Raw genomic sequence first — 26,595 nt, forward strand, 5'->3', positions numbered from 1 at the left:
CTTTTTCGAGGTTTTCGAGGTTTTCGAGTTCCGACGGGTTGCGGGGAGCGGTGCAAGTGTCCGGTGGAGAGGTGGCCGGGATCCTGGTGGCCGTCTTCTGGGCGATCCTGGTGTCCTTCCTCGCGGTCGTTCTCGTGAGGCTGGCCCAGACGCTGAGGGCGACGACCAAGCTGGTGGCGGAGGTGACGGACCAGGCCGTCCCGCTGCTCGCGGACGCCTCCCTCGCGGTGCGCTCCGCGCAGACCCAGCTCGACCGGGTCGACGCCATCGCCTCCGACGTCCAGGAAGTCACCGCCAACGCGTCCGCGCTCTCCACCACCGTGGCCTCCACCTTCGGTGGCCCGCTGGTGAAGGTGGCCGCGTTCGGGTACGGGGTGCGCCGGGCGATGGGGCGCAAGAGTGCCGCCCCGGCCGATGTGCCCGCCAAGTCGGCACGACGTACCGTGATCGTCGGGCGGACCGTGCCCCCCGCGCGGCGCTCGAAGCGAAAGGGCTGACGCTGCGATGTTCCGCCGTACGTTCTGGTTCACCGCGGGCGCGGCCGCCGGGGTCTGGGCCACCACCAAGGTCAACCGGAAGCTGAAACAGCTCACCCCGGAGAGCCTGGCCGCGCGCACCGCCGACAAGGCGGTCGAAGCCGGCCACCGGCTCAAGGACTTCGCCCTCGACATCAAGTCCGGCATGGCACAGCGCGAGGCCGAACTCAACGACGTCCTGGGCATCGACGGGAGCGAGCCGCGCGAACTCCCCGCGCGGCGCCGCCTCGTCGCCCTCGACACCACCTCACAGCAGTACACGAAGCAGCAGCACACCAAGCAACAGCACACCAAGCATTCGTACGACCGGAATGAGGACCACTGATGGAGTCGGCCGAGATTCGCCGCCGCTGGCTGAGCTTCTTCGAGGAGCGCGGGCACACCGTCGTCCCTTCGGCGTCGCTCATCGCGGACGACCCGACTCTGCTGCTCGTCAACGCGGGCATGGTCCCCTTCAAGCCGTACTTCCTGGGTGAGACCAAGCCGCCCGCCCCGCGCGCCACCAGCGTGCAGAAGTGCGTGCGCACGCCGGACATCGAAGAGGTCGGCAAGACCACCCGGCACGGCACGTTCTTCCAGATGTGCGGCAACTTCTCCTTCGGGGACTACTTCAAGGAAGGCGCCATCACGTACGCCTGGGAGCTGCTCACCAGCTCCGTGGCGGACGGCGGCTACGGCCTGGAGCCCGAGAAGCTCTGGATCACCGTCTACCTCGACGACGACGAGGCCGAGCGCATCTGGCACGAGGTCGTCGGCGTGCCCAAGGAGCGCATCCAGCGCCTGGGCAAGAAGGACAACTTCTGGTCCATGGGCGTGCCCGGACCGTGCGGGCCCTGCTCCGAGATCAACTACGACCGCGGCCCCGAGTTCGGCGCCGAGGGCGGCCCGGCCGTCAACGACGAGCGGTACGTGGAGATCTGGAACCTGGTCTTCATGCAGTACGAGCGCGGCGCCGGTGACGGCAAGGAGGACTTCCCGATCCTGGGTGACCTCCCCTCCCAGAACATCGACACCGGCCTCGGCCTCGAACGCCTCGCGATGATCCTGCAAGGCGTGCAGAACATGTACGAGACCGACACCCTGCGCGTCGTCATGGACAAGGCCACCGAGCTGACCGGTGTGCGCTACGGCGACAAGCACGAGTCAGACGTGTCGATGCGGGTGGTCGCCGACCACATCCGTACCTCCGTGATGCTCATCGGCGACGGCGTGACCCCCGGCAACGAGGGCCGCGGCTATGTGCTGCGCCGCATCATGCGCCGCGCCATCCGCAACATGCGGCTCATGGGCGCCACCGGCCCCGTCGTTCAGGAACTGATCGACGTCGTCATCAAGACGATGGGCCAGCAGTACCCGGAGCTCGTCACCGACCGCAAGCGCATCGAGACGGTCGCGCTCGCTGAGGAGGCCGCGTTCCTCAAGGCGCTGCGCGGCGGCACCAACATCCTGGACACCGCCATCACCGAGACCAAGGCCACCGGTGGCACGGTCCTCGCCGGCGACAAGGCGTTCCTGCTCCACGACACCTGGGGCTTCCCGATCGACCTCACCCTGGAGATGGCCGCCGAACAGGGCCTGTCCGTGGACGAGGACGGCTTCCGCCGCCTGATGAAGCAGCAGCGCGACCAGGCCAAGGCCGACGCCCGCGCCAAGAAGACCGGTCACGCCGACCTGTCCGCCTACCGCGAGGTGGCCGACGCCTCCGGCGCCACCGACTTCACCGGCTACACCGCCACCGAGAACGAGTCGACCATCGTCGGCCTGCTCGTCGACGGCGTGCCCTCGCCCGCCGCCACCGAGGGCGACGAGGTCGAGGTCGTCCTCGACCGCTCGCCGTTCTACGCCGAGGGCGGCGGCCAGCTCGCCGACCAGGGCCGCATCAAGCTCGACAGCGGCGCGGTCATCGAGGTCCGCGACGTGCAGAAGCCGGTCCCCGGCGTGCACGTGCACAAGGGTGTCGTCCAGGTCGGCGAGGTGACGGTCGGCGCGTCCGCGTACGCCGCCATCGACACCAGGCGCCGCCGGGCCATCGCCCGCGCCCACTCCGCGACCCACCTCACCCACCAGGCGCTGCGCGACGCGCTCGGCCCGACCGCCGCCCAGGCCGGCTCGGAGAACTCGCCGGGCCGCTTCCGCTTCGACTTCGGCTCGCCCGCCGCCGTCCCCGGCACGGTCCTCACCGATGTCGAGCAGAAGATCAACGAGGTCCTCGCCCGCGAACTCGACGTGCAGGCCGAGGTCATGTCGATCGACGAGGCCAAGAAGCAGGGCGCCATCGCCGAGTTCGGCGAGAAGTACGGCGAGCGGGTCCGTGTGGTCACCATCGGCGACTTCTCCAAGGAGCTGTGCGGCGGCACCCACGTCCACAACACCGCCCAGCTGGGTCTGGTGAAGCTGCTCGGCGAGTCGTCCATCGGCTCCGGGGTGCGCCGCATCGAGGCCCTGGTCGGCGTCGACGCGTACAACTTCCTGGCGCGTGAGCACACCGTCGTCGCCCAGCTCCAGGAGCTGGTCAAGGGACGCTCCGAGGAGCTGCCGGAGAAGATCTCCGCCATGCTCGGCAAGTTGAAGGACGCCGAGAAGGAGATCGAGAAGTTCCGCGCGGAGAAGGTGCTCCAGGCCGCCGCCGGTCTGGTCGACTCCGCCAAGGACGTCCGCGGCACCGCGCTCGTCACCGGCCAGGTGCCGGACGGCACCTCCGCCGACGACCTGCGCAAGCTGGTCCTCGACGTGCGCGGCCGCATCCCGGGTGACCGCCCGGCCGTCGTCGCCCTGTTCACCACGGCCAACGGCCGCCCGGTCACCGTCATCGCCACCAACGAGGCCGCCCGCGAGCGCGGCCTCAAGGCCGGCGAGCTGGTCCGCACCGCCGCGAAGACCCTCGGAGGCGGAGGCGGCGGCAAGCCGGACGTCGCCCAGGGCGGCGGCCAGAACCCGGACGCGATCGGCGACGCCATGGACGCCGTCGAGCGCCAGGTCGCCGAGACCGCCTGATGAGACGAGGACGCCGGCTCGCGATCGATGTCGGGGACGCACGCATCGGGGTCGCCTCGTGCGACCCCGACGGGGTGCTCGCCACGCCGGTGGAGACCGTGCCGGGACGTGACGTCCCGGCCGCCCACCGGCGGCTGCGCCAGCTCGTCGAGGAGTACGAGCCGATCGAGGTGATCGTCGGACTGCCCCGCTCCCTCAACGGGGGCGAGGGCCCGGCGGCGGCCAAGGTCCGCGTCTTCACGCGGGAGTTGGCGCGCGGCATCGCCCCGATCGGGGTGCGGCTCGTGGACGAGCGGATGACGACGGTGACCGCCAGCCAGGGACTGCGCGCCTCCGGGGTGAAGTCCAAGAAGGGACGTTCCTTCATCGACCAGGCGGCCGCCGTGGTCATCCTTCAGAACGCCCTTGAGGCCGAACGGGTGTCAGGTAACGCTCCGGGCGAAGGCGTCGAAGTGGTTATCTGATCGCGATACGGTAACGTTCCGGCCGATGCGGAGGCATTCGAACAGTCACCGCACAGCAAAAGAGGCGGACCGTCCGGATGCCTCGCGGCTCTAGGGGACCGATGACTGAGTATGGCCGGGGCCAAGGCTCCGAACCGTGGCACCCAGAGGACCCCCTCTTCGGGGACCAGGGGTGGGGAGCGCAGCAGGCTGCCTCCGGTCAGGCTTCGTACGACGGCCACCAGCAGCAGGAGCAGTACCCGCAGCAGTACCACCCGCAGCAGCCGCAGGACCCGTACGGGCAGCAGCCCTACGCCGAGCAGCCGCAGCCGCAGCCGCACTACGCCGAGCAGCAGGGCTACGTCGAACAGCCCCAACAGGGCTACCCCCAGCAGCAGTACGCGCAGCAGTACGCGGCCCCGCCGCAGCAGCCGCAGCACTACGACGGGGGCTGGGACGCCACCGGCCGGCAGGCCGCCATGCCCTACGCGGGTCAGCAGCCGGACCCGTACCCCCACGGCTACGCCGAAGAGGGCCACGACCTCTACGGCACGCCCGAGGCGTATCCGCCGCCGCAGCCGCCCGGCCAGCGGCAGGCCCCCACCGTGCCCGAGGTGCCCGAACAGGGCCACGAGTGGAACGCCGAACCGCAGGAGGAGAACCACCCGTTCTTCACCGGCGTTGACGACAGCGAACGGGACGACGACGAGCCGCGCGAGTCCCGCCGCGCCTCCGCGGGCGGCGGCGGCCGCGACCGGCGGAGCAAGACCAAGAAGAAGGGCAAGAGCGGGCGCGCCTGCCTCGTCCTCGCGGTGATCTTCGCGGTGGGGGCCGGCGGAATCGGTTACGTGGGCTACGACTTCTACCAGAAGAAGTTCGGCTCGGCCCCCGACTACGTGGGTGAGGGCGCGGGCGAGAGCGTCACCATCGAGGTGCCGACCGGCGCCGGCGGCTCCGAGATCGGCCAGCTCCTCAAGCAGGCCGGTGTCGTCAAGAGCATCGACGCCTTCGTCCAGGCGCAGAACGACGACCCCAAGGGCAAGACGATCCAGGCCGGCGCCTACACGCTGAAGAAGGGCATGTCGGCGGCGAGCGCGATCAAGTTGATGCTCAACCCGGCCAGCCGCAACTCGCTCATCATTCCCGAAGGCAAACGAAACGCCTGGGTCTACGGCGAGATCGACAAGCGGCTCGGCGTCTCCTCCGGCACGACCAAGGAGATCGCGCTCAAGAACGCCGACAGCATGGGTCTGCCGGACTGGGCCAAGGGCCACAAGAACGTCAAGGACCCGCTGGAAGGGTTCCTCTACCCGGCGAGCTACCCGGTCGCCAAGGGCATGAAGCCCGAGGACGTGCTCAAGAAGATGGTCAACCGGGCCACCTCCGAGTACGGCAAGCAGGACCTGGCCGCCGAGGCCAAGAAGCTGCATCTGGACGGCCCCTGGCAGCTCCTCACCGTCGCGAGCCTGGTGCAGGCCGAGGGCAAGACGCCCGACGACTTCCGCAGGATGTCCGAGGTCGTCTACAACCGCCTCAAGCCGGACAACACCCAGACCAACCAGAAGCTCCAGTTCGACTCGGCGTACAACTACCTCACCAACCAGAGCAACATCAAGATCGGCCTGTCCGAGATCAACAGCAACCCGGACCCGTACAACACCTACAAGTGGCGGGGTCTGACGCCCGGGCCGATCGGCAACCCCGGCAGCGAGGCGATGGCCGCGGCGCTGGACCCGACGAGCGAGGGCTGGATGTACTTCGTGGCCACCGACGGCCAGCACAAGACCGAATTCGCCAAGACGCTGAGCGAGTTCAACAAGCTGAAGGACGAGTTCAATGCCCAGTCCGGCCAGTGAGGGCGCGCGACGGGCGGCCGTGCTCGGGTCGCCCATCGCGCACTCCCTCTCCCCGGTCCTGCACCGGGCCGCGTACGCCGAACTCGGCCTCCGGCACTGGTCCTACGACCGGTTCGAGATCGACGAGGCCGGGCTCTCCGGCTTCTTCGCGGGGCTCGACACCTCCTGGGCCGGTCTCTCGCTCACGATGCCGCTGAAGCGGGCGGTCATCCCGCTGCTCGACGCGGTGAGCGCGACGGCGGCCTCCGTCGAGGCGGTCAACACCGTCGTCTTCACGGACGACGGCCGTCGCCTGGGCGACAACACCGACATCCCGGGCATGATCGCGGCCCTGGGGGAGCGCGGGGTGACCCGGGTCGAGTCCGCCGCCGTCCTCGGCGCGGGCGCGACCGCCTCCTCGGCGCTCGCCGCCCTCGCCCGGATCTGCGTCGGCCCGGTCACGGCGTACGTACGCAGCGAGGAGCGGGCCGCGGAGATGCGCGGCTGGGGCGAGCGGCTGGAAGTCGACGTCCGCACCGCCGACTGGTCGCGGGCGGCCGAGGCCTTCGCGGCGCCGCTCGTCATCGCCACCACCCCGGCCGGCACCACCGACGCGCTGGCCGCGGCCGTTCCCGAGCGGGCCGGCACCCTCTTCGACGTGCTGTACGAGCCCTGGCCGACCGCGCTCGCGGCCGCCTGGTCGGCGCGCGGGGGAGCCGTCGTCGGCGGCCTCGACCTGCTCGTGCACCAGGCCGTGCTCCAGGTCGAGCAGATGACGGGCTGTGCGAACGCGCCGCTCGACGCCATGCGCAAGGCGGGCGAGGCGGCGCTGGCGGGCCGTTGAGTCAGCCGTGCCGTCCGGCCCCGTAAGGCGTACGGGGACGCGCGCGACCGGTCGGCCGTGGCCCCCTCTCGTCCGGTTGCTGGACCGGGGCCCGGCCCACCATGCGGACGTGGGAGGATCAGGGGTGGCGGGCCAGGGCCGCGCACCCGGCCGCGCCGTAGTGTCCAGGACGCGCGAGCAACGAGGAGCACCGTTGAGCAGGTTGCGCTGGCTGACCGCGGGGGAGTCCCACGGACCCGCACTTGTCGCGACGCTGGAGGGCCTTCCCGCCGGCGTACCGATCACCACGGAGATGGTGGCCGACCACCTGGCCCGGCGGCGGCTCGGCTATGGGCGCGGCGCCCGCATGAAGTTCGAGCGCGACGAGGTGACCTTCCTCGGCGGCGTACGACACGGCCTGTCCATGGGCTCGCCGATCGCGGTCATGGTGGGCAACACCGAGTGGCCCAAGTGGGAGCAGGTCATGTCGGCCGACCCGGTCGACCCCGAGATCCTCGCGGAGCTCGCCCGCAACGCGCCGCTGACCCGCCCGAGGCCCGGCCACGCCGACCTCGCCGGCATGCAGAAGTACGGCTTCGACGAGGCCCGGCCGATCCTGGAGCGCGCCAGCGCCCGGGAGACCGCCGCCCGCGTCGCGCTCGGCGCGGTGGCGCGCTCCTACCTCAAGGAGACGGCCGGCATCGAGATCGTCAGCCATGTGGTGGAGCTGGCCGCGGCCAAGGCGCCCTACGGCGTCGTGCCGACCCCCGCCGACGTCGAGAAGCTGGACGCCGACCCGGTGCGCTGCCTGGACGCGGACGCCTCGAAGGCGATGGTCGCCGAGATCGACCAGGCCCACAAGGACGGCGACACCCTCGGCGGAGTCGTCGAGGTGCTCGCCTACGGAGTGCCCGTGGGCCTCGGCTCGCACGTCCACTGGGACCGCCGTCTGGACGCGCGGCTCGCCGCCGCCCTCATGGGCATCCAGGCGATCAAGGGCGTCGAGGTCGGCGACGGCTTCGGGCTCGCCCGGGTGCCCGGCTCGCAGGCGCACGACGAGATCGTCAACACCGACGAGGGCGTCAAGCGCACCTCCGGCCGCTCCGGCGGCACCGAGGGCGGCCTGACCACCGGCGAACTGCTGCGCGTGCGCGCCGCGATGAAGCCGATCGCGACCGTGCCCCGCGCGCTCGCCACCATCGACGTCGCCACCGGCGAGGCCGCCAAGGCCCACCACCAGCGCTCCGACGTCTGTGCCGTACCGGCCGCTGGCATCGTCGCCGAGGCCATGGTCGCGCTCGTCCTCGCGGACGCCGTCGCCGAGAAGTTCGGCGGCGACAGCGTGCCCGAGACCCGTCGCAACGTCGCGTCCTACCTCGACAACCTCCAGATCCGGTGAGCACCTCACCCCTGGTCGTCCTGGTCGGGCCGATGGGCTCCGGCAAGTCCACCGTGGGCGCGCTGCTCGCCGAACGGCTCGGCGCGCCCTACCGGGACACCGACGCCGACATCGTGGCCGCCGACGGCCGCCCGATCTCGGACATCTTCATCGAGGACGGCGAGCCGCACTTCCGCGCCCTGGAGCGGGACGCGGTACGGCGCGCGCTCGCCGAGCACCCCGGCGTGCTCGCGCTGGGCGGCGGCGCGATCCTCGACGCCGACACCCGCGCCCTGCTCGCGCCGCACCCCGTGGTCTATCTGTCGATGGACGTCGAGGAGGCGGTCAGGCGCGTCGGCCTGAACACCGCCCGCCCGCTGCTCGCGGTCAACCCGCGCCGGCAGTGGCGCGAGCTGATGGACGCGCGGCGCCATCTGTACACCGAAGTCGCCCGTGTGGTCGTCGCGACCGACGAGCGCACCCCCGAAGAGGTCGCCCAGGCGGTCCTCGACGCACTGGAGTTGAAGGACGCATGACGGAGCAGGCACCCACCCGGATCCAGGTCGGCGCCGCCGCCGGGACGGACCCGTACGACGTGCTCGTCGGCCGCAACCTGCTGGGCGAGCTGGCCGGACTCATCGGCGACCGGGCACAGCGGATCGCGATCATCCACCCCGAGGCGCTGGCCGGCACCGGTGACGCGATCCGCGAGGACCTCGCGGCCCAGGGCTATGAGGCCATCGCCATCCAGGTCCCCAACGCCGAGGAGGCCAAGACCGCCGAGGTCGCCGCCTACTGCTGGAAGGCGCTCGGCCAGTCCGGCTTCACCCGCACCGATGTCGTCATCGGCGTGGGCGGCGGGGCCACCACCGACCTCGCCGGCTTCGTCGCGGCCACCTGGCTGCGCGGGGTGCGCTGGATCTCGGTGCCGACCACCGTGCTCGGCATGGTGGACGCGGCCGTCGGCGGCAAGACCGGCATCAACACCGCCGAGGGCAAGAACCTGGTGGGCTCCTTCCACCCGCCCGTCGGCGTCCTGTGCGACTTGGCGGCGCTGGAGTCGCTGCCGGTCAACGACTACGTGTCGGGCCTGGCCGAGATCATCAAGGCCGGCTTCATCGCCGACCCGGTCATCCTCGACCTGATCGAGGCCGACCCGGCCGGCGCCCGCACCCCGCAGGGCCCGCACGCCGCCGAGCTCATCGAGCGCTCCATCAGGGTCAAGGCGGACGTGGTCTCCAGCGACCTGAAGGAATCGGGTCTGCGCGAGATCCTCAACTACGGCCACACCCTGGCGCACGCCATCGAGAAGAACGAGCGCTACAAGTGGCGGCACGGCGCGGCCGTCTCCGTCGGCATGGTCTTCGCGGCCGAACTCGGCCGTCTGGCAGGGCGGTTGGACGACGCGACCGCCGACCGGCACAGCGCGATCCTGGAGTCGGTCGGCCTGCCGCTCACCTACCGCGGCGACCAGTGGCCCAAGCTCCTGGAGAACATGAAGCTGGACAAGAAGTCCCGCGGCAACCTGCTCCGCTTCATCGTCCTGGACGGCCTCGCCAAGCCGACCGTCCTGGAGGGCCCCGACCCGTCGGTGCTGCTCGCCGCCTACGGCGAGGTCTCCGCGTGACCCGGCGGGTGTTCGTCCTCAACGGCCCCAACCTGGGGCGCCTCGGCTCCCGCGAGCCCGACGTCTACGGCGCCACGACCTACGCCGGTCTCGTCGAGGTCTGCGAGGCGCTCGGCAAGGAGCTCGGCTTCGAGGTCTCGGTCCGCGAGACCAACGACGAAGGGGAGCTCATCCGCTGGCTCCACGAAGCCGCGGACGGTCGAATTCCGGTCGTCATCAACCCGGGCGCCTTCACGCACTACTCGTACGGAATGCGCGACGCGGCGGCCCAGCGCACCGCGCCGCTCATCGAGGTGCACATCTCGAACCCGTACGCCCGTGAGGAATTCCGCCACACCTCGGTGATCGCGCCCGTCGCCACCGGCACCGTCGCGGGCTTCGGCATCGGCTCCTACCGCCTGGCACTGCGGGCCCTCGCCGACGAACTGGCCGACGAACTCGGCTGACGGGCACGGTCCGCGTCCCTCGGCCGTTCACACTGTGGCGGCCGGGGGAGGTACGGTTCTGCACCGGGCCGCCCACACCGACGGGCGCCCGACCAGCGCCAGTTGCCTGTACGAGACGGAGTGGCACCGGATGCAGCACGCAGGGGGGGCTCCACTGCCGCCGCCCCACGCCCCGGGGCAGCCCCCGCACGACTGGGCCCGGGCGATCGAGCCGGAGGGCACGGCTCCGCTGAGGCCGGGGGCGCCCCCGGCCCATCCGCCCGCGCCCGGCGCCGCCCCGCCCTACCAGCCGGGGCCGCCACCGGGATCCGGGGCCGCGGGGCTCCCGGCCCCGCACCACCCCGCAGCGGCGCAGCCGCCCGGCCAGGGCTGGCACGGGCCCGCGCCGCAGCACGCCTCGGCCCGGCCGCCGTCCCGCGACACCACGGGCCACGTCGCCTTGCCGCCCGGCGGGCCGGTCCCGATGCCGCAGGCGCCGGAGGGCACCGGGGCGACCACGCTCGCGGCGCTGCTCATCGGCCCCGCCGGGGCGGGCAAGACGACCGTGGCCCGCTACTGGGCGCAGCACCGCCGGGTGCCCACCGCCCACATCAGCCTCGACGACGTACGCGAATGGGTGTGCTCGGGGTTCGCCGACCCCCAGTCCGGCTGGAACGACCACTCCGAGGCCCAGTACCGCCTGGCCCGCCGCACCTGCGGCTTCGCCGCGCGCAACTTCCTGGCCAACGGGATCTCCTGCATCCTCGACGACGCGGTCTTCCCCGACCGGCCGGTCGTGGGGCTCGGCGGCTGGAAGCGGCACGTGGGGCCCGGGCTGCTGCCGGTCGTGCTGCTTCCGGGGCTCGAGGTGGTCCTGGAGCGCAACGCGGAGCGCAGCGGCAATCGTCGGCTCTCGGACGAGGAGGTGGCCGGCATCCATGGCCGGATGGCCGGCTGGTACGGCTCGGGGCTGCCGATCATCGACAACTCCCAGTACGACGTCCCCACCACGGCCCGCCTCCTGGACGACGTCCTGGCCCGAACCATCGCGAGCCCGCCAAGCTGGTAGGGGCCGGGTTCTCCCCACCCCGCCCCTTCCCGAAACCCTCCGGGGGTGTCTGTCCGGTGCGGGCTGTGGATGGCTGGTCGCGCAGTTCCCCGCGCCCCTTAAGTACTCGGTGCTGGCCAGTACCTGAGCCCCGGGGGCCCGTTTTCGTCTGCGGGCCGTGCGTGGCTGGTCGCGCAGTTCCCCGCGCCCCTTAGCTACTCGGTGCTGGCCGGCACCTCAGCCCCAGGGGCCCGGTTTCGTCTGTGGGTCGTGCGTGGCTGGTCGCGCAGTTCCTCGCGCCCCTGGCAGTACTGGTGCTGGCCCGCTTCGGAGGCATTTCAGCCTGTCCGGCGTTTGAGGACGAGCGCCGTTCAGGCGCGATCGGGGTCTGGGGCGGAGCCCCAGGTTCCCCGCGCCCCTTGAGTACTCGGTGCTGGCCAGCACCTCAGCTCGCCCGGCGATTGAGGGCAAGGGCGGGCCGACTACCGGGGCGGCCCCCGGTCGGACGCGCAGAACCAGCCGAACCCCCGCCCCCCTCATACGCTCGGGTCATGTCAGAGGTGTTCGCGGCACGCCGCGGCTGGCTGCGGGACCGCTCGGCGGCCGCAGGCAGCGCGGCCGCCCTGGTCTCGCGCCCGGCCAACGTCCGCTATCTCGCCGGCGGCGCCCCGCCCGGCGCGGTCCTGCTCCTCGGGCCCGCCGAGGACGTCCTGCTGTGCCCGCGCACCCCCTCGGGCGACCTCATCGAGGGCCACCTGGACGAGCAGTTGCGGCTCACCGTGCTGCCCGCCCCGGACGGCGACCCGGCCGTCGCGGCGGCCGACCTCGCCCAGGCCAGCGGCGCCGACTCCCTCGCCGTCGAGGAGCACCACCTGTCCGTGGCCCGCCACCGCGCGCTCGGCTCGGTGGCGCCCCGGCTGCTCCTGAACGACCTCGGGGGAGCGGTGGAGCAGCGCAGGCTGGTCAAGGACGAGGAAGAGATCGCCTGTCTGCGCATCGCCGCCGAGATCACCGACCAGGCGCTGGGCGAGCTCCTTGAGTCGATCCTGGTGGGCCGCACCGAACGCCACCTCGCGCTGGAGCTGGAGCGGCGCCTGGTCGACCACGGCGCCGACGGGCCGGCCTTCATGACCTCGGTCGGCACCGGCCCCAACTCCGGCCGCGCGGGCCACCGTCCGGCCGACCGCCGGGTCGAGGAGGGCGACTTCCTGTCGGTCTGCCTGGGCGCCACCTACCGCGGATACCGCTGCGAGATCGGCCGCACCTTCGTGATCGGGACCACCCCCGCGGACTGGCAGATCGAGCTGTACGACGCCGTTTTCGCAGCCCAGCGGGCCGGCCGCGAGGCCCTGCTGCCGGGGGCCGAGTACCGCGCGGTGGACCGCGCCGCCCGCCAGGTGCTGGACGCCGCGGGTCATGCGGAGGCCTTCGGACCGCTCACCGGGCACGGGGTCGGGATCGAAATCGACGAGGAGCCGCAGCTCGCACCTGGAGCCATGGGTAAACTGGACACTTGCGTGCCGGTCACCGTCGAACCGGGGGTCCACCTCCCGGGCCGGGGCGGAGTCCGGATCGATGACACGCTCGTCGTACGCCCCGAGGCGGACGGCGGCCCCGAGCTACTCACCATCACGACCAAGGAGCTGCTAGCGCTCTAGCACGCGTACGCGCCCCAGGTGCGTACCCTCGGTCGTCCACCAGCTTTCAGTCCAGGAGATTCCGCAACCGTGGCTTCCACGAACGACCTCAAGAACGGCCTGGTGCTCAAGCTCGACGGAGGCCAGCTCTGGTCCGTCGTCGAGGTCCAGCACGTCAAGCCCGGTAAGGGCCCGGCCTTCGTGCGCACCAAGCTCAAGAACGTGCTCTCCGGCAAGGTGGTCGACAAGACCTTCAACGCCGGTGTGAAGGTCGAAACGGCCAACATCGACCGCCGCGACATGCAGTTCTCGTACATGGACGGCGAGTACTTCGTCTTCATGGACATGGACACGTACGACCAGCTGATGGTCGACCGCAAGGCCGTCGGCGACGCCGCCAACTTCCTGATCGAGGGCTTCACCGCCTCGGTCGCGCAGCACGACGGCGCGGTGCTCTACGTCGAGCTCCCGGCCGCCGTCGAGCTGACCATCCAGCACACCGACCCGGGCGTCCAGGGCGACCGCTCCACCGGCGGCACCAAGCCGGCCACCCTGGAGACCGGTTACGAGATCGGTGTCCCGCTCTTCATCACCACCGGTGAGAAGATCAAGGTCGACACCCGCACCGGCGACTACCTCGGCCGGGTGAACAGCTAACCGTGGCTGCCCGGAACAAGGCTCGCAAGCGCGCCTTCCAGATCCTGTTCGAGGCCGACCAGCGCGGCGAGTCCGTGCAGACGGTCCTCGCGGACTGGGTGCGGCACTCGCGGTCCGACGACCGTCAGCCGCCGGTCACCGAGTACACGATGCAGCTCGTCGAGGGCTACGCGGGTCATGTGGACCGCATCGACGACCTGATCTCCACGTACGCGGTGGGCTGGACGCTCGACCGGATGCCGGTCGTCGACCGGAACATCCTGCGGCTCGGCGCGTACGAGCTGGTCTGGGAGGACGAGACGCCCGACGCGGTCGTCATCGACGAGGCCGTCCAGTTGGCGAAGGAGTTCTCCACGGACGACTCCCCGGCCTTCGTGAACGGGCTGCTGGCCCGTTTCAAGGACCTCAAGCCGAGCCTGCGCCGCGACTAGCCTCCGGCGAGGACAAGGCCTACGAAGGGCCCGCGGCACCTACCGTGCCGCGGGCCCTTCGGCGTGTCCGCGGTCAGGCGCCTCGACCTCGTCGCCCGCCACAACGCCGTCGGGCCCGTCGGGAGCAAGTGCTCCCGACGGGCCCGACGGCACGTTTCTGCTGAAGGGGCGTCAGCCCTCTTCGTGGGCGACCGCGCGGCGCGCGTCCGCGTCCAGGACGCCCCAGCTGATCAGCTGCTCGGTGAGGACCGAGGGCGACTGGTCGTAAATGACGGCAAGAGTGCGCAGATCGTCCTGACGGATCGACAGGACCTTGCCGTTGTAGTCCCCGCGCTGCGACTGGATGGTCGCCGCGTAACGCTGCAACGGGCCCGCCTTCTCCGGCGGGACGTGCGCGAGGCGCTCCAGGTCGAGGACCAGCTTCGGCGGCGGCTCGGCGGCCCCGCCCGGTGTGGTGCCCGGCAGCAGCTCCTGCACCGGAACGCCGTAGAAGTCCGCCAGCTCGGCAAGGCGCTGCACGGTCACGGCACGGTCGCCGCGCTCGTACGAACCGACCACGACGGCCTTCCAGCGGCCCTGGGACTTCTCCTCCACGCCGTGGAGGGAGAGGCCCTGCTGGGTGCGGATGGCGCGGAGCTTGGCCCCGAGCTGTTTTGCGTATTCGCTGGACATATAGCTCCCCGGACGCTGTGACAACGTGCGGCTCCGCCGCGCGGCTGTAACTCACTGTGAGGTTACGCAGCGTTACTTGGCCGCGTCAAGCCGAATGGTCCACACCCCCGCCCCGCAGGAGTGACACGCTCCGCGTGGGGCGCGCCCCCACGGGGCACGGCGGTTCCCCGGCCCGACTCACCCGTTCGAGTGATGGCCCTGGTGTGGGGCGGCCCCCCGCCCCTGGTACCGTGGGGACGCAATTTCGACGTCCTTTAAGGTCCGTCCCGTGAGGCGGAGAAGGAGGTCCGTTTCATATGGACACGCAGCACCCGCAGAACCAGCAGGATCCGGCGCACCCCGATGCGGCGCGGCCCGTTCTCGAAGGCCCCGACATCGCCCGCGTCCTGACCCGCATCGCCCACGAGATCGTCGAACGCGCCAAGGGCGCCGACGACGTCGTGCTCCTCGGCATCCCGACCCGCGGCGTCTTCCTCGCCGAGCGGCTCGCCGTGAAGCTGGAGGGCATCACCGGGCGCAAGACCCCGGTCGGCTCCCTCGACATCACCATGTACCGCGACGACCTGCGGATGAAGCCCGCCCGGGCGCTCGGCCGCACCGAGATCCCCGGCGAAGGCGTCGACGGCCGCCTGGTCGTCCTCGTCGACGACGTCCTCTTCTCCGGCCGCACCATCCGCGCCGCCCTCGACGCGCTCGGCGACATCGGCCGCCCCCGCGCCGTGCAGCTCGCGGTCCTCGTCGACCGCGGCCACCGCGAACTCCCGATCCGCGCCGACTACGTCGGCAAGAACCTCCCCACGTCGCTGCGGGAGACGGTCAAGGTCCAGCTCGCCGAGGAGGACGGCCGCGACGCCGTGCTGCTCGGTGTCCAGCAGACCGCTCCGGCCGGCGAGCAGTAAGCCCACACGACTCCGTACGGCCCCCACCGAGCCGTACGGCCTGCTTCTGCGCGCCCGCACGCCCCACCCTCCACCACACCTGGAGAACCCCCGATGATGCGTCACCTCATCTCGGCCGCCGACCTCACCCGCGACGACGCCGTGCTCATCCTCGACACCACCGAGGAGATGGCCCGGGTCTCCGACCGGCCGATAAAGAAGCTCCCCGCGCTGCGCGGCCGGACCATCTGCAACCTCTTCTTCGAGGACTCCACCCGCACCCGGATCTCCTTCGAGGCCGCCGAGAAGCGCCTGTCGGCCGACGTCATCAACTTCGCCGCCAAGGGCTCCTCGGTCTCCAAGGGCGAGTCCCTGAAGGACACCGCGCAGACCCTGGAGGCGATGGGCGTCGACGCCGTCGTCATCCGGCACAGCGCCTCCGGCGCCCCCTACCGCCTCGCCACCTCCGGCTGGATCGACGCCCCCGTCATCAACGCCGGCGACGGCACCCACCAGCACCCCACCCAGGCGCTGCTCGACGCGTTCACCATGCGCCGGCGCCTGGTCGGCGAGGACGCGCTCGGCCAGGACCTGACCGGCAAGCGCATCACCCTCGTCGGCGACGTGCTGCACAGCCGGGTCGCCCGCTCCAACGTCGACCTGCTGCACACGCTCGGCGCCGACGTCACCCTGGTGGCCCCGCCGACGCTGCTCCCGGTCGGCGTCGAGCACTGGACCTGCGACGTGTCGTACGACCTGGACGCCGTGCTGCTGAAGTCCGACGCGGTGATGATGCTGCGTGTGCAGCGCGAACGCATGAACGCCGCCTTCTTCCCGACCGAGCGCGAGTACTCGCGCCGCTACGGTCTGGACGGCGAACGCATGGCCAAGATGCCGGAGCACGGCATCGTGATGCACCCCGGCCCGATGGTCCGCGGCATGGAGATCACCGCCGAGGTCGCCGACTCCGACCGCTGCACGGTCGTCGAACAGGTCGCCAACGGCGTCCACACCCGCATGGCGGTCCTGTACCTGCTGCTCGGCGGCAACGAGCCCGCCGTCAGCCACGCCCGCCCCACCGATTCGGAGAACAAGTAACCATGAGCACGATCCTTATCCGTGGTGCGAAGGTCCTCGGCGGTGACGTCCAGGACGTACTGATCGACGGCGAGACCATCGCAGCGGTCGGCACCGGCCTGGACGCGGGAGACGCCACCGTCGTCGACGCCGAGGGCCAGATCCTGCTGCCCGGCCTCGTCGACCTCCACACCCATCTGCGCGAGCCGGGCCGCGAGGACTCCGAGACCGTCCTCACCGGCACCCGGGCCGCCGCGCGCGGCGGCTACACCTCGGTGTTCGCCATGGCCAACACCTTCCCCGTCGCCGACACCGCGGGCGTCGTCGAGCAGGTCTGGCGGCTCGGCAGGGAGTCCGGCTACTGCGACGTACAGCCCATCGGCGCCGTCACCGTCGGCCTCGAGGGCAAGCAGCTCGCCGAGCTCGGCGCCATGCACGACTCGGCCGCCGGCGTCACCGTCTTCTCCGACGACGGCAAGTGCGTCCACGACGCGGTGATCATGCGCCGCGCCCTGGAGTACGTGAAGGCCTTCGGCGGCGTCGTCGCCCAGCACGCCCAGGAGCCCCGGCTGACCGAGGGCGCCCAGATGAACGAGGGCGTCGTCTCGGCGGAGCTCGGCCTCGGCGGCTGGCCCGCCGTCGCCGAGGAGTCGATCATCGCCCGCGATGTGCTGCTCGCCGAGCACGTCGGCTCCCGTGTGCACATCTGCCACCTCTCGACGGCCGGCTCGGTCGAGATCGTCCGCTGGGCCAAGTCCCGCGGCATCGACGTGACCGCCGAGGTCACCCCGCACCACCTGCTCCTCACCGACGAGCTGGTCCGCTCGTACAACCCGGTCTACAAGGTCAACCCCCCGCTGCGCACCGAGAAGGACGTCATGGCGCTGCGCGAGGCGCTCGCCGACGGCACCATCGACATCGTCGCCACCGACCACGCCCCGCACCCGCACGAGGACAAGGACTGCGAGTGGGCCGCGGCCGCCATGGGCATGGTCGGCCTGGAGACCGCGCTCTCCGTCGTCCAGCACACGATGGTGGAGACCGGACTGCTCGACTGGGCCGGCGTCGCCGACCGCATGGCGCACAAGCCCGCCGAGATCGGCCGGGCCCAGGGCCACGGACGCCCCGTCTCGGCAGGCGAACCCGCCAACCTGACCCTGGTGGATCCGGCATACCGTGGAGAGGTGAACCCCGCGGGCTTCGCCTCCCGCAGCCGCAACACCCCCTACGAGGGCCGCGAGCTGCCCGGACGCGTCACCCACACCTTCCTGCGGGGCCGGGCAACGCTTGTGGACGGGAAGCTCGCGTGACGTACGCATCACTGATCGATCTGGCCGCCGAGGAGAAATCCGCCGAGGTGACCAACTGGGGCGGACGCATCGGCTGGCTCGTCGGGCTCGCGCTCTTCGTGGCCCTCGTCTACTGGCTGATGCGCCAGGGCTGGCAGTGGCGCCGGCGCCTCCAGGCCGACCTGCCCGAGCTCGCCACCGCGCCCGAAGCGCCCGGCGAGGCGAGACTGGAGCTGAGCGGCCGCTACCACGGCTCCACCACCGCCGGGCAGTGGCTCGACCGCATCGTGGCGCACGGCCTGGGCGTACGCAGCAAGGTCGAGCTCACCCTGACGGACGCGGGTCTGGACGTCGTACGCCCCGGGGCGAACGACTTCTTCGTCCCGGCCGACCGGCTCCGCGGGGCCCGGCTCGACAAGGGCATCGCGGGCAAGGTCCTCACCGAGGGCGGCCTGCTCGTCGTCACCTGGAGCCACGGCGACCGCCTCATCGACTCGGGCTTCCGCTCCGACCGGGCCGAGCAGCACCCGGCCTGGGTCCAGGCCATCAACCCCATGACCAAGACGTTCGAACAACCCACCACCACGACGGAAGGCGCCGCACGATGACGACCTCCACCCGGGGAGCCGCCAAGACTCCCGCCGTACTCGTCCTGGAGGACGGCCGCATCTTCCGCGGCCGCGCCTACGGGGCCGTGGGGGAGACCTTCGGCGAGGCCGTGTTCTCCACCGGCATGACCGGCTACCAGGAGACCCTCACCGACCCGTCGTACCACCGCCAGGTCGTCGTGATGACCGCCCCGCACGTCGGCAACACCGGCGTGAACGACGAGGACCCCGAATCAGAGCGGATCTGGGTGGCCGGCTACGTGGTGCGCGACCCCGCCCGCATGCCGTCCAACTGGCGCTCGCGCCGCTCCCTCGACGACGAACTCGTCCAGCAGGGCGTCGTCGGGATCTCCGGCGTCGACACCCGCGCCCTCACCCGCCACCTGCGCGAGCGCGGCGCCATGCGCGTCGGCATCTTCTCCGGCGAGGCCGTCGCGGACGACGCGGCGCTGCTGGCCCGGGTGAAGGAAGCGCCCCAGATGGTCGGCGCCGACCTCTCCGCGGAGGTCGCCACCAAGGAGACCTACGTGGTCCCCGCGATCGGTGAGAAGCGCTTCACCGTCGCCGCCGTCGACCTCGGCATCAAGGGCATGACCCCGCACCGCATGGCCGAGCGCGGCATCGAGGTGCACGTGCTGCCCGCCACCGCCACCGCCGAGGACGTCTTCGCCGTCAACCCCGACGGCGTGTTCTTCTCCAACGGCCCGGGCGACCCGGCCACCGCCGACGGCCCCGTCGCCGTGATGCAGGCCGTCCTGGCCCGCAGGACGCCGCTGTTCGGCATCTGCTTCGGCAACCAGATCCTCGGCCGCGCGCTCGGCTTCGGCACGTACAAGCTGAAGTACGGCCACCGCGGCATCAACCAGCCGGTGCAGGACCGCACCACCGGCAAGGTCGAGGTCACCGCGCACAACCACGGTTTCGCCGTGGACGCGCCGCTCGACAAGGTCTCCGAGACGCCCTACGGGCGCGCCGAGGTCTCCCACGTCTGTCTGAACGACCAGGTCGTCGAAGGCCTCCAGCTGCTCGACCAGCCCGCCTTCAGCGTCCAGTACCACCCCGAGGCGGCCGCGGGCCCGCACGACGCCGCGTACCTCTTCGACCGCTTCGTATCTTTGATGGAGGCCGAGCGTGCCTAAGCGCACCGACATCCAGTCCGTCCTGGTCATCGGCTCCGGCCCGATCGTGATCGGCCAGGCCGCCGAGTTCGACTACTCGGGCACCCAGGCCTGCCGCATCCTCAAGGCCGAGGGCCTGCGGGTCATCCTGGTCAACTCCAACCCGGCCACGATCATGACCGACCCGGAGATCGCCGACGCCACCTACGTCGAGCCGATCACCCCCGAGTTCGTCGAGAAGATCATCGCCAAGGAGCGCCCCGACGCCCTCCTGCCCACCCTCGGCGGCCAGACCGCGCTCAACACCGCGATCTCCATGCACGAGCAGGGCGTCCTGGAGAAGTACGGCGTAGAGCTGATCGGCGCCAACGTCGAGGCCATCAACAAGGGCGAGGACCGCGATCTGTTCAAGGGCGTCGTCGAGGCCGTCAAGGAGAAGATCGGCTACGGCGAGTCCGCCCGCTCGGTCATCTGCCACTCCATGGACGACGTCATCAAGGGCGTCGACACCCTCGGCGGCTACCCGGTCGTCGTGCGTCCCTCCTTCACCATGGGCGGCGCCGGATCCGGCTTCGCCCACGACGAGGAGGAGCTGCGCCGCATCGCCGGACAGGGCCTCACGCTCTCGCCGACCACCGAGGTGCTCCTTGAGGAGTCCATCCTCGGCTGGAAGGAGTACGAGCTGGAGCTGATGCGCGACAAGAACGACAACGTCGTGGTCGTCTGCTCCATCGAGAACTTCGACCCGATGGGCGTGCACACCGGCGACTCGATCACCGTCGCGCCCTCGATGACGCTGACCGACCGCGAGTACCAGCGCCTGCGCGACATCGGCATCGCGATCATCCGCGAGGTCGGCGTCGACACCGGCGGCTGCAACATCCAGTTCGCGATCAACCCCGAAGACGGCCGGGTCATCGTCATCGAGATGAACCCGCGCGTCTCGCGCTCCTCGGCGCTCGCCTCGAAGGCCACCGGCTTCCCGATCGCCAAGATCGCGGCCAAGCTCGCCATCGGCTACACCCTCGACGAGGTCCCCAACGACATCACCGAGAAGACGCCGGCCTCCTTCGAGCCGAGCCTCGACTACGTCGTGGTGAAGGCCCCGCGCTTCGCCTTCGAGAAGTTCCCCTCCGCCGACTCCACCCTCACCACCACCATGAAGTCGGTGGGCGAGGCCATGGCGATCGGCCGCAACTTCACCGAGGCGCTCCAGAAGGCGCTGCGCTCCCTGGAGAAGAAGGGCTCGCAGTTCGACTTCACGAGCCCCGTCGGCGACAAGGCCGCCCTCCTGGAGCAGGCCCAGCGCCCGACCGACGGCCGGATCAACACGGTCATGTACGCGATCCGGGCGGGCGCCACCCCCGAGGAGGTCTTCGAGTCCACGAAGATCGACCCGTGGTTCGTCGACCAGCTCTTCCTCATCAAGGAGATCGCCGACGAGCTCGCCGCCGCCGACAAGCTCGACCCCGAGCTGCTCGCCGAGGCCAAGCGGCACGGCTTCTCGGACGCCCAGATCGCCGACATCCGGGGCCTGCGCGAGGACGTGGTGCGCGAGGTCCGCCACGCGCTCGGCGTGCGCCCGGTCTACAAGACGGTCGACACCTGCGCCGCCGAGTTCGCCGCCAAGACCCCGTACTTCTACTCCTCCTACGACGAGGAGAGCGAGGTCGCGCCGCGCGAGAAGCCCGCCGTGATCATCCTGGGTTCGGGCCCCAACCGCATCGGCCAGGGCATCGAGTTCGACTACTCCTGCGTCCACGCCTCCTTCGCGCTGAGCGACGCGGGCTACGAGACGGTGATGGTCAACTGCAACCCGGAGACCGTCTCCACCGACTACGACACCTCCGACCGCCTGTACTTCGAGCCCCTCACGCTCGAAGACGTCCTGGAGATCGTCCACGCCGAGACCCTCGCGGGCCCGGTCGCGGGCGTCGTGGTCCAGCTCGGCGGCCAGACCCCGCTGGGTCTGGCGCAGGCGCTCAAGGACAACGGCGTCCCGGTGGTGGGCACCTCGCCCGAGGCCATCCACGCCGCCGAGGACCGCGGCGCCTTCGGCCGCGTGCTCGCCGAGGCCGGTCTGCCCGCGCCCAAGCACGGCACCGCCACCACCTTCGCGGGTGCCAAGGCCATCGCCGACGAGATCGGCTACCCCGTCCTCGTACGCCCGTCGTACGTGCTGGGCGGACGCGGCATGGAGATCGTGTACGACGAGGAGCGGCTGTCCTCGTACATCGCGGAGTCCACCGAGATCAGCCCCACCCGGCCGGTCCTGGTCGACCGCTTCCTCGACGACGCGATCGAGATCGACGTGGACGCGCTCTACGACGGCACCGAGCTCTACCTCGGCGGCGTCATGGAGCACATCGAGGAGGCCGGCATCCACTCCGGCGACTCGGCCTGCGCGCTGCCCCCGATCACCCTCGGCGGCTTCGACATCAAGCGGCTGCGCGCCTCGACGGAGGCCATCGCCAAGGGAGTCGGCGTCCGCGGACTGATCAACATCCAGTTCGCGATGGCGGGCGACATCCTGTACGTCCTCGAAGCCAACCCGCGCGCCTCGCGCACCGTCCCCTTCACCTCGAAGGCGACCGCGGTGCCGCTCGCGAAGGCCGCCGCGCGCATCTCGCTCGGCGCCACCGTCGCCGAGCTGCGCGCCGAGGGCATGCTGCCCAAGGAGGGTGACGGCGGCACCCTGCCGCTGGACGCGCCGATCTCCGTCAAGGAGGCCGTGATGCCGTGGAGCCGCTTCCGCGACGTCCACGGGCGCGGCGTCGACACGGTGCTCGGCCCGGAGATGCGCTCCACCGGTGAAGTCATGGGCATCGACTCGGTGTTCGGCACCGCGTACGCCAAGTCGCAGGCCGGCGCCTACGGTCCGCTGCCGACCAAGGGCCGCGCCTTCATCTCGGTCGCCAACCGGGACAAGCGCACGATGATCTTCCCGGCGCGGGAACTGGTCGCCCACGGCTTCGAGTTGATGGCCACCTCCGGCACCGCCGAGGTCCTGCGCCGCAACGGCATCAACGCCACCGTCGTGCGCAAGCTCAGCGAGGGCGAGGGCCCCAACGGCGAGAAGACGATCGTCCAGCTGATCCACGACGGCGAGGTCGACCTCATCGTCAACACGCCGTACGGCACCGGCGGCCGGCTCGACGGCTACGAGATCCGCACGGCGGCCGTCGCCCGCTCCGTGCCCTGCCTGACCACGGTCCAGGCGCTCGCCGCCGCCGTCCAGGGCATCGACGCCCTCAACCGCGGTGACGTGGGGGTGCGTTCGCTCCAGGAACACGCGGAGCACCTGACCGCGGCCCGCGACTAGCAGACGGGGAAGCAGGGGGACACCGGAAACGGTGTCCCCCTCTTCATGAGCCCTCTCCCAGAGCCCCTGAGGACACCGACCATGTACAAGCTCTTCTTCCACCTCGTCTTCCAGCGGATGGACCCGGAGCAGGCCCACTACCTGGCCTTCCGCTGGATCCGTCTCGCGGCCCGCGTCCCCGTCCTGCGCACCTTCGTCGCCGCCGTGCTCGCACCCCGCCACAAGGAGCTGCGCACCGAGGCGCTCGGCCTGCGCATGCACGGCCCGTTCGGCCTCGCGGCGGGCTTCGACAAGAACGCCGTCGCGATCGACGGCATGGCGATGCTGGGCTTCGACCACATCGAGATCGGCACGGTCACCGGCGAACCCCAGCCGGGCAACCCCAAGAAACGTCTGTTCCGCCTCGTGCCGGACCGCGCGCTCATCAACCGCATGGGCTTCAACAACGAGGGTTCGGCGGCCGTGGCCGAGCGCTTGGCGGCCCGCAAGGCCGTCTTCCGCACCACGGTCGGCGTGAACATCGGCAAGACCAAGGTGGTCCCGGAGGCCGACGCCGCCGCCGACTACGTGAAGTCGACCGAGCGCCTGGCCGCCCACGCCGACTACCTCGTCGTGAACGTCTCCTCCCCCAACACCCCGGGCCTGCGCAACCTCCAGGCCACCGAGTCGCTGCGCCCGCTCCTGACCGCCGTGCGCGAGGCCGCCGACCGCAGCGTGACCGGCCGCCGCGTCCCGCTGCTCGTCAAGATCGCCCCCGATCTCGCCGACGCCGACATCGACGCGGTCGCCGACCTCGCCGTCGAACTCGGCCTGGACGGCATCATCGCCACCAACACCACCATCGCCCGCGACGGCCTCGGCCTGACGTCGCCCGCCGCCCTCGTCCAGGAGACCGGCGGCCTGTCCGGCGCCCCCCTCAAGGAGCGCTCCCTGGAGGTGCTCGGCCGCCTGTACGCCCGGGTCGGCGACCGGCTCGTCCTGATCGGGGTGGGCGGCATCGAGAACGCCGAGGACGCCTGGCAGCGCATCCTCGCCGGAGCCACCCTGGTGCAGGGCTACAGCGCCTTCGTCTACGAGGGCCCCTTCTGGTCCCGCGCCATCCACAAGGGCCTCGCCGCCCGGCTCGCCACCTCCCCGTACGCAACCCTCGCCGAGGCCGTCGGCGCCGAGACCCGGAAGAAGGCCGCCGCATGACCCCCTTCGGTACCCGACTGCGCGAGGCGATGGACACCCGCGGCCCGCTGTGCGTGGGCATCGACCCGCACGCCTCGCTGCTGGCCGACTGGGGCCTGAACGACGACATCGCGGGCCTGGAGCGCTTCACCCGCACCACGGTCGAGGCCCTCGCCGACCGGGTCGCGATGCTCAAGCCGCAGTCCGCGTTCTTCGAGCGGTTCGGCTCGCGCGGGATCGCGGTCCTGGAGAAGGCGGTCGAGGACGCCCGCGCGGCCGGGGCGCTGGTCCTGATGGACGCCAAGCGCGGCGACATCGGCTCCACGATGGCGGCGTACGCGGCCACCTATCTCGACCCCGCCTCCCCGCTCTTCTCGGACGCCGTGACGGTCTCGCCCTACCTGGGCTTCGGCTCGCTGCGCCCCGCGCTGGACCTGGCGGCCGCGTCCGGCTCGGGCGTCTTCGTGCTCGCCCTGACCTCCAACCCGGAGGGCGCCGAGGTGCAGCGCTCGACGGCCGCCGACGGCAGGCCCCTGGCCCAGCTGATGCTGGACCATATGAGGGCCGAGAACGCGGGCGCCTCGCCGCTCGGCTCGGTCGGTGCCGTGGTCGGGGCCACGCTCGGCGACGCCGGGGTGGACCTCGACATCAACGGCCCCCTGCTCGCCCCCGGCATCGGCGCCCAGGGCGCGACCCCGGCCGATCTGCCCGGCGTCTTCGGCTCGGCCGTCGCCAACGTGGTCCCGAGCGTCAGCCGCGGTGTGCTGCGCCACGGCCCCGACGTGAGCGCCCTGCGCGAGGCGGCGGCCCGGTACGCCGACGAGGTCCGCGAGGCGATCGAGCGGGCCTGATCCACGCCGGCGCCCCGGTGTGACATGTGTCGCACCGGGGCGCCGTGCTTCCCCGACATGCGGCGACGCCCGGTGCGCGGCCCCCGGAACCCGGAATCCGCCCCTCGCGGGAGGCTCCGCGGTGCGCGGGCGGCGATCGTTGACATTTTCCTTACACGAAACCAGGGTGTTATGTCCGGAAAGTCCCGGTCGGTTGAGGCTGACCAGGACTTTTCGTCTGTTCTCGCTGACTGGAGCGGCCTTGGCCGCTAGTCTCCGACGAGAGCAGACGAGCACGTGCGCGAGTGCGTTGTTCGTTGCTCGCCTGGTGTGGGGCGATTAGGTTCCTCACCGGTCCGTATCCGACAGTTCGACATCCGAGGTGACGTAGGCGTGGCTCTTCCGCCCCTTACCCCTGAACAGCGCGCAGCCGCGCTCGAAAAGGCCGCCGCGGCTCGCCGGGAGCGGGCCGAGGTCAAGAATCGACTCAAGCACTCCGGCGCCTCCCTCCACGAGGTCATCAAGTCGGGCCAGGAGAACGACGTCATCGGGAAGATGAAGGTCTCCGCCCTCCTTGAGTCCCTGCCCGGCGTGGGCAAGGTCCGTGCCAAGCAGATCATGGAGCGGCTCGGGATCTCCGAGAGCCGCCGCGTGCGGGGGCTCGGCTCCAATCAGATCGCGTCCCTTGAGCGTGAGTTCGGCGGCTCCGGGGCCTGACGTCTCGGGCATGCCCGAGAAGCTGGAATAATCGCCGCATGGCAGTAACCCCCCGGGGGACCACCCCCGTACCCCCGGACGCACGTCCGCGGCTGACCGTGCTCTCCGGCCCCTCCGGGGTCGGCAAGAGCACGGTCGTCGCTCATATGCGCAAGGTCCACCCCGAGGTCTGGCTCTCGGTGTCGGCGACGACCCGCAAGCCCCGCCCCGGCGAGCGGCACGGCGTGCAGTACCTCTTCGTGGACGACGAGGAGTTCGACAAGCTCGTCGCCAACGGCGAACTGCTCGAGTGGGCCGAGTTCGCGGGCAACCGCTACGGGACCCCGCGCCAGGCGGTTCTGGAACGTCTCGAGGCGGGCGAGCCCGTCCTCCTGGAGATCGATCTCCAGGGTGCCCGGCTCGTCCGCGAGTCGATGCCCGAGGCGCAGCTCGTCTTCCTCGCGCCGCCGAGCTGGGACGAACTGGTCCGCCGGCTCACCGGCCGCGGCACCGAGGCACCCGACGTCATCGAGCGCCGGCTCACCGCCGCGAAGGTCGAACTGGCCGCCGAGGCGGAGTTCGACACCACCCTGGTCAACACCTCGGTCGAGGACGTGGCCCGCGAGCTGCTAGCCTTGATGCGAGTTGTTTGATCCTGTCGTATGACGTCATCCGTAGGTCATACCGATGACGCCGAGACGACCGGCATCGTGCGACACGCATCTTCGATCCCCATCGGAAGGCAGAGAGTGTCCTCTTCCATTACCGCCCCCGAGGGCATCATCAACCCTCCGATTGATGAGCTCCTCGAGGCAACCGACTCGAAGTACAGCCTGGTGATCTACGCGGCCAAGCGTGCCCGCCAGATCAACGCGTACTACTCGCAGCTCGGTGAGGGCCTGCTCGAGTACGTCGGCCCGCTGGTGGACACCCACGTCCACGAGAAGCCGCTCTCGATCGCGCTGCGTGAGATCAACGCGGGTCTGCTGACCTCCGAGGCCATCGAGGGCCCCGCCCAGTAGGCAGCGAGACGTTTCCCACCCCGGGCCCGGCAGCGCGACTGCCGGGCCCGTGGTGTGTCATGGGTACGGACACGCA

The 26,595-nt window shown here is 71.1% G+C and carries 26 protein-coding genes; 25 read left to right on the forward strand and 1 reads right to left on the reverse strand.

Annotated features, from left to right (window positions below):
- Positions 1–56 precede the first annotated feature (56 nt).
- From DWB77_RS30985 to nusB, 14 genes are all read left to right on the forward strand, one after another.
- A complete protein-coding gene (locus tag DWB77_RS30985) occupies positions 57–497 on the forward strand; it encodes a DUF948 domain-containing protein (protein WP_120725195.1) in 441 nt (146 codons plus the stop codon).
- Between the two features lie 7 nt (positions 498–504).
- Positions 505–861: a DUF6167 family protein gene (locus tag DWB77_RS30990; RefSeq protein WP_120725197.1), complete on the forward strand. Its 357-nt coding sequence runs from the start codon at positions 505–507 to the stop codon at positions 859–861.
- Positions 861–3,530 carry an alanine--tRNA ligase gene (gene alaS / locus DWB77_RS30995; RefSeq protein WP_120725199.1) on the forward strand — a complete coding sequence of 890 codons (2,670 nt, stop codon included), beginning with the start codon at positions 861–863 and terminating at the stop codon, positions 3,528–3,530. Before DWB77_RS30990 ends, alaS begins: the two co-directional genes overlap by 1 nt.
- On the forward strand, positions 3,530–3,994 hold the full coding sequence (ruvX, locus tag DWB77_RS31000) for a Holliday junction resolvase RuvX (protein WP_120725201.1): 465 nt from the start codon (positions 3,530–3,532) through the stop codon (positions 3,992–3,994). The genes alaS and ruvX overlap by 1 nt, the downstream gene beginning before the upstream one ends.
- 101 nt (positions 3,995–4,095) lie before the next feature.
- Entirely contained in the window at positions 4,096–5,829 is a 1,734-nt protein-coding gene (mltG, locus tag DWB77_RS31010) for an endolytic transglycosylase MltG (RefSeq protein ID WP_120725203.1), read from the forward strand.
- On the forward strand, positions 5,810–6,652 hold the full coding sequence (locus DWB77_RS31015; protein WP_120725205.1) for a shikimate dehydrogenase: 843 nt from the start codon (positions 5,810–5,812) through the stop codon (positions 6,650–6,652). Before mltG ends, DWB77_RS31015 begins: the two co-directional genes overlap by 20 nt.
- Before the next feature lie 193 nt (positions 6,653–6,845).
- On the forward strand, positions 6,846–8,030 hold the full coding sequence (gene aroC / locus DWB77_RS31020; RefSeq protein WP_120725207.1) for a chorismate synthase: 1,185 nt from the start codon (positions 6,846–6,848) through the stop codon (positions 8,028–8,030).
- On the forward strand, positions 8,027–8,545 hold the full coding sequence (locus DWB77_RS31025) for a shikimate kinase (RefSeq protein WP_281280052.1): 519 nt from the start codon (positions 8,027–8,029) through the stop codon (positions 8,543–8,545). The genes aroC and DWB77_RS31025 overlap by 4 nt, the downstream gene beginning before the upstream one ends.
- On the forward strand, positions 8,542–9,636 hold the full coding sequence (gene aroB, locus DWB77_RS31030) for a 3-dehydroquinate synthase (protein ID WP_120725209.1): 1,095 nt from the start codon (positions 8,542–8,544) through the stop codon (positions 9,634–9,636). Before DWB77_RS31025 ends, aroB begins: the two co-directional genes overlap by 4 nt.
- Positions 9,633–10,082 (forward strand): type II 3-dehydroquinate dehydratase, encoded by a 450-nt coding sequence (aroQ, locus tag DWB77_RS31035; RefSeq protein WP_053724517.1) that lies wholly within the window; start codon positions 9,633–9,635, stop codon positions 10,080–10,082. The genes aroB and aroQ overlap by 4 nt, the downstream gene beginning before the upstream one ends.
- A gap of 130 nt (positions 10,083–10,212) precedes the next feature.
- On the forward strand, positions 10,213–11,130 hold the full coding sequence (locus tag DWB77_RS31040; RefSeq protein WP_120725211.1) for a Pro-rich N-terminal domain-containing protein: 918 nt from the start codon (positions 10,213–10,215) through the stop codon (positions 11,128–11,130).
- Between the two features lie 530 nt (positions 11,131–11,660).
- Positions 11,661–12,767 (forward strand): aminopeptidase P family protein, encoded by a 1,107-nt coding sequence (locus DWB77_RS31045; RefSeq protein WP_120725213.1) that lies wholly within the window; start codon positions 11,661–11,663, stop codon positions 12,765–12,767.
- Positions 12,768–12,836: 69 nt separating this feature from the next.
- Positions 12,837–13,403 (forward strand): elongation factor P, encoded by a 567-nt coding sequence (gene efp / locus DWB77_RS31050; protein ID WP_120725215.1) that lies wholly within the window; start codon positions 12,837–12,839, stop codon positions 13,401–13,403.
- Positions 13,404–13,405: 2 nt separating this feature from the next.
- A complete protein-coding gene (gene nusB / locus DWB77_RS31055; RefSeq protein WP_120725217.1) occupies positions 13,406–13,834 on the forward strand; it encodes a transcription antitermination factor NusB in 429 nt (142 codons plus the stop codon).
- Between the two features lie 171 nt (positions 13,835–14,005).
- On the opposite strand, the gene DWB77_RS31060 is transcribed toward nusB, so the two are convergent.
- Positions 14,006–14,506, reverse strand: a complete 501-nt coding sequence (locus DWB77_RS31060; protein ID WP_014044812.1) for a transcriptional regulator BldD — start codon at positions 14,504–14,506, stop codon at positions 14,006–14,008.
- A 296-nt stretch (positions 14,507–14,802) separates the two neighbouring features.
- Here DWB77_RS31060 and pyrR point away from each other — a divergent pair, with 296 nt between their 5' ends.
- The 11 genes from pyrR (at position 14,803) to rpoZ (ending at position 26,519) form a co-directional block, all read left to right on the forward strand.
- Positions 14,803–15,405, forward strand: a complete 603-nt coding sequence (pyrR, locus tag DWB77_RS31065; RefSeq protein WP_120725219.1) for a bifunctional pyr operon transcriptional regulator/uracil phosphoribosyltransferase PyrR — start codon at positions 14,803–14,805, stop codon at positions 15,403–15,405.
- A gap of 93 nt (positions 15,406–15,498) precedes the next feature.
- Positions 15,499–16,482: an aspartate carbamoyltransferase catalytic subunit gene (locus tag DWB77_RS31070; protein WP_120725221.1), complete on the forward strand. Its 984-nt coding sequence runs from the start codon at positions 15,499–15,501 to the stop codon at positions 16,480–16,482.
- A 2-nt stretch (positions 16,483–16,484) separates the two neighbouring features.
- Entirely contained in the window at positions 16,485–17,771 is a 1,287-nt protein-coding gene (locus DWB77_RS31075) for a dihydroorotase (RefSeq protein WP_120725223.1), read from the forward strand.
- Complete coding sequence (locus DWB77_RS31080) at positions 17,768–18,358, forward strand: hypothetical protein (RefSeq protein ID WP_120725225.1); 591 nt, start codon at positions 17,768–17,770, stop codon at positions 18,356–18,358. Before DWB77_RS31075 ends, DWB77_RS31080 begins: the two co-directional genes overlap by 4 nt.
- Complete coding sequence (carA, locus tag DWB77_RS31085; RefSeq protein ID WP_120725227.1) at positions 18,355–19,497, forward strand: glutamine-hydrolyzing carbamoyl-phosphate synthase small subunit; 1,143 nt, start codon at positions 18,355–18,357, stop codon at positions 19,495–19,497. The genes DWB77_RS31080 and carA overlap by 4 nt, the downstream gene beginning before the upstream one ends.
- Positions 19,490–22,798 carry a carbamoyl-phosphate synthase large subunit gene (gene carB, locus DWB77_RS31090; protein WP_120725228.1) on the forward strand — a complete coding sequence of 1,103 codons (3,309 nt, stop codon included), beginning with the start codon at positions 19,490–19,492 and terminating at the stop codon, positions 22,796–22,798. The genes carA and carB overlap by 8 nt, the downstream gene beginning before the upstream one ends.
- 81 nt (positions 22,799–22,879) lie before the next feature.
- The gene (locus tag DWB77_RS31095) at positions 22,880–23,992 is read left to right on the forward strand and encodes a quinone-dependent dihydroorotate dehydrogenase (RefSeq protein ID WP_120725230.1); all 1,113 of its coding nucleotides are present in this window, start codon (positions 22,880–22,882) and stop codon (positions 23,990–23,992) included.
- A complete protein-coding gene (gene pyrF, locus DWB77_RS31100; protein ID WP_120725232.1) occupies positions 23,989–24,822 on the forward strand; it encodes an orotidine-5'-phosphate decarboxylase in 834 nt (277 codons plus the stop codon). Before DWB77_RS31095 ends, pyrF begins: the two co-directional genes overlap by 4 nt.
- A gap of 372 nt (positions 24,823–25,194) precedes the next feature.
- Entirely contained in the window at positions 25,195–25,518 is a 324-nt protein-coding gene (locus DWB77_RS31105) for an integration host factor (protein WP_053724505.1), read from the forward strand.
- Positions 25,519–25,556: 38 nt separating this feature from the next.
- On the forward strand, positions 25,557–26,150 hold the full coding sequence (gmk, locus tag DWB77_RS31110) for a guanylate kinase (RefSeq protein ID WP_120725234.1): 594 nt from the start codon (positions 25,557–25,559) through the stop codon (positions 26,148–26,150).
- 96 nt (positions 26,151–26,246) lie between these two features.
- Entirely contained in the window at positions 26,247–26,519 is a 273-nt protein-coding gene (gene rpoZ, locus DWB77_RS31115) for a DNA-directed RNA polymerase subunit omega (RefSeq protein ID WP_005319902.1), read from the forward strand.
- The last annotated feature ends 76 nt before the right edge of the window (positions 26,520–26,595 follow it).

The sequence above is a fragment of the Streptomyces hundungensis genome (genome assembly GCF_003627815.1).
Classification (GTDB): Bacteria; Actinomycetota; Actinomycetes; order Streptomycetales; family Streptomycetaceae; genus Streptomyces; species Streptomyces hundungensis_A.

Bases quoted from the DNA above. Each gene is read 5' to 3' on its own strand.
- carA (WP_120725227.1), top strand. From the start codon at position 18,355: ATGACGACCTCCACCCGGGGAGCCGCCAAGACTCCCGCCGTACTCGTC.
- DWB77_RS31040 (WP_120725211.1), top strand. From the start codon at position 10,213: ATGCAGCACGCAGGGGGGGCTCCACTGCCGCCGCCCCACGCCCCGGGG.
- ruvX (WP_120725201.1), top strand. From the start codon at position 3,530: ATGAGACGAGGACGCCGGCTCGCGATCGATGTCGGGGACGCACGCATC.
- DWB77_RS31015 (WP_120725205.1), top strand. From the start codon at position 5,810: ATGCCCAGTCCGGCCAGTGAGGGCGCGCGACGGGCGGCCGTGCTCGGG.
- DWB77_RS31045 (WP_120725213.1), top strand. From the start codon at position 11,661: ATGTCAGAGGTGTTCGCGGCACGCCGCGGCTGGCTGCGGGACCGCTCG.
- DWB77_RS31075 (WP_120725223.1), top strand. From the start codon at position 16,485: ATGAGCACGATCCTTATCCGTGGTGCGAAGGTCCTCGGCGGTGACGTC.
- pyrR (WP_120725219.1), top strand. From the start codon at position 14,803: ATGGACACGCAGCACCCGCAGAACCAGCAGGATCCGGCGCACCCCGAT.
- DWB77_RS31060 (WP_014044812.1), bottom strand. From the start codon at position 14,506: ATGTCCAGCGAATACGCAAAACAGCTCGGGGCCAAGCTCCGCGCCATC.
- pyrF (WP_120725232.1), top strand. From the start codon at position 23,989: ATGACCCCCTTCGGTACCCGACTGCGCGAGGCGATGGACACCCGCGGC.
- aroB (WP_120725209.1), top strand. From the start codon at position 8,542: ATGACGGAGCAGGCACCCACCCGGATCCAGGTCGGCGCCGCCGCCGGG.
- DWB77_RS31095 (WP_120725230.1), top strand. From the start codon at position 22,880: ATGTACAAGCTCTTCTTCCACCTCGTCTTCCAGCGGATGGACCCGGAG.
- gmk (WP_120725234.1), top strand. From the start codon at position 25,557: ATGGCAGTAACCCCCCGGGGGACCACCCCCGTACCCCCGGACGCACGT.
- mltG (WP_120725203.1), top strand. From the start codon at position 4,096: ATGACTGAGTATGGCCGGGGCCAAGGCTCCGAACCGTGGCACCCAGAG.
- DWB77_RS30990 (WP_120725197.1), top strand. From the start codon at position 505: ATGTTCCGCCGTACGTTCTGGTTCACCGCGGGCGCGGCCGCCGGGGTC.
- alaS (WP_120725199.1), top strand. From the start codon at position 861: ATGGAGTCGGCCGAGATTCGCCGCCGCTGGCTGAGCTTCTTCGAGGAG.
- DWB77_RS31070 (WP_120725221.1), top strand. From the start codon at position 15,499: ATGATGCGTCACCTCATCTCGGCCGCCGACCTCACCCGCGACGACGCC.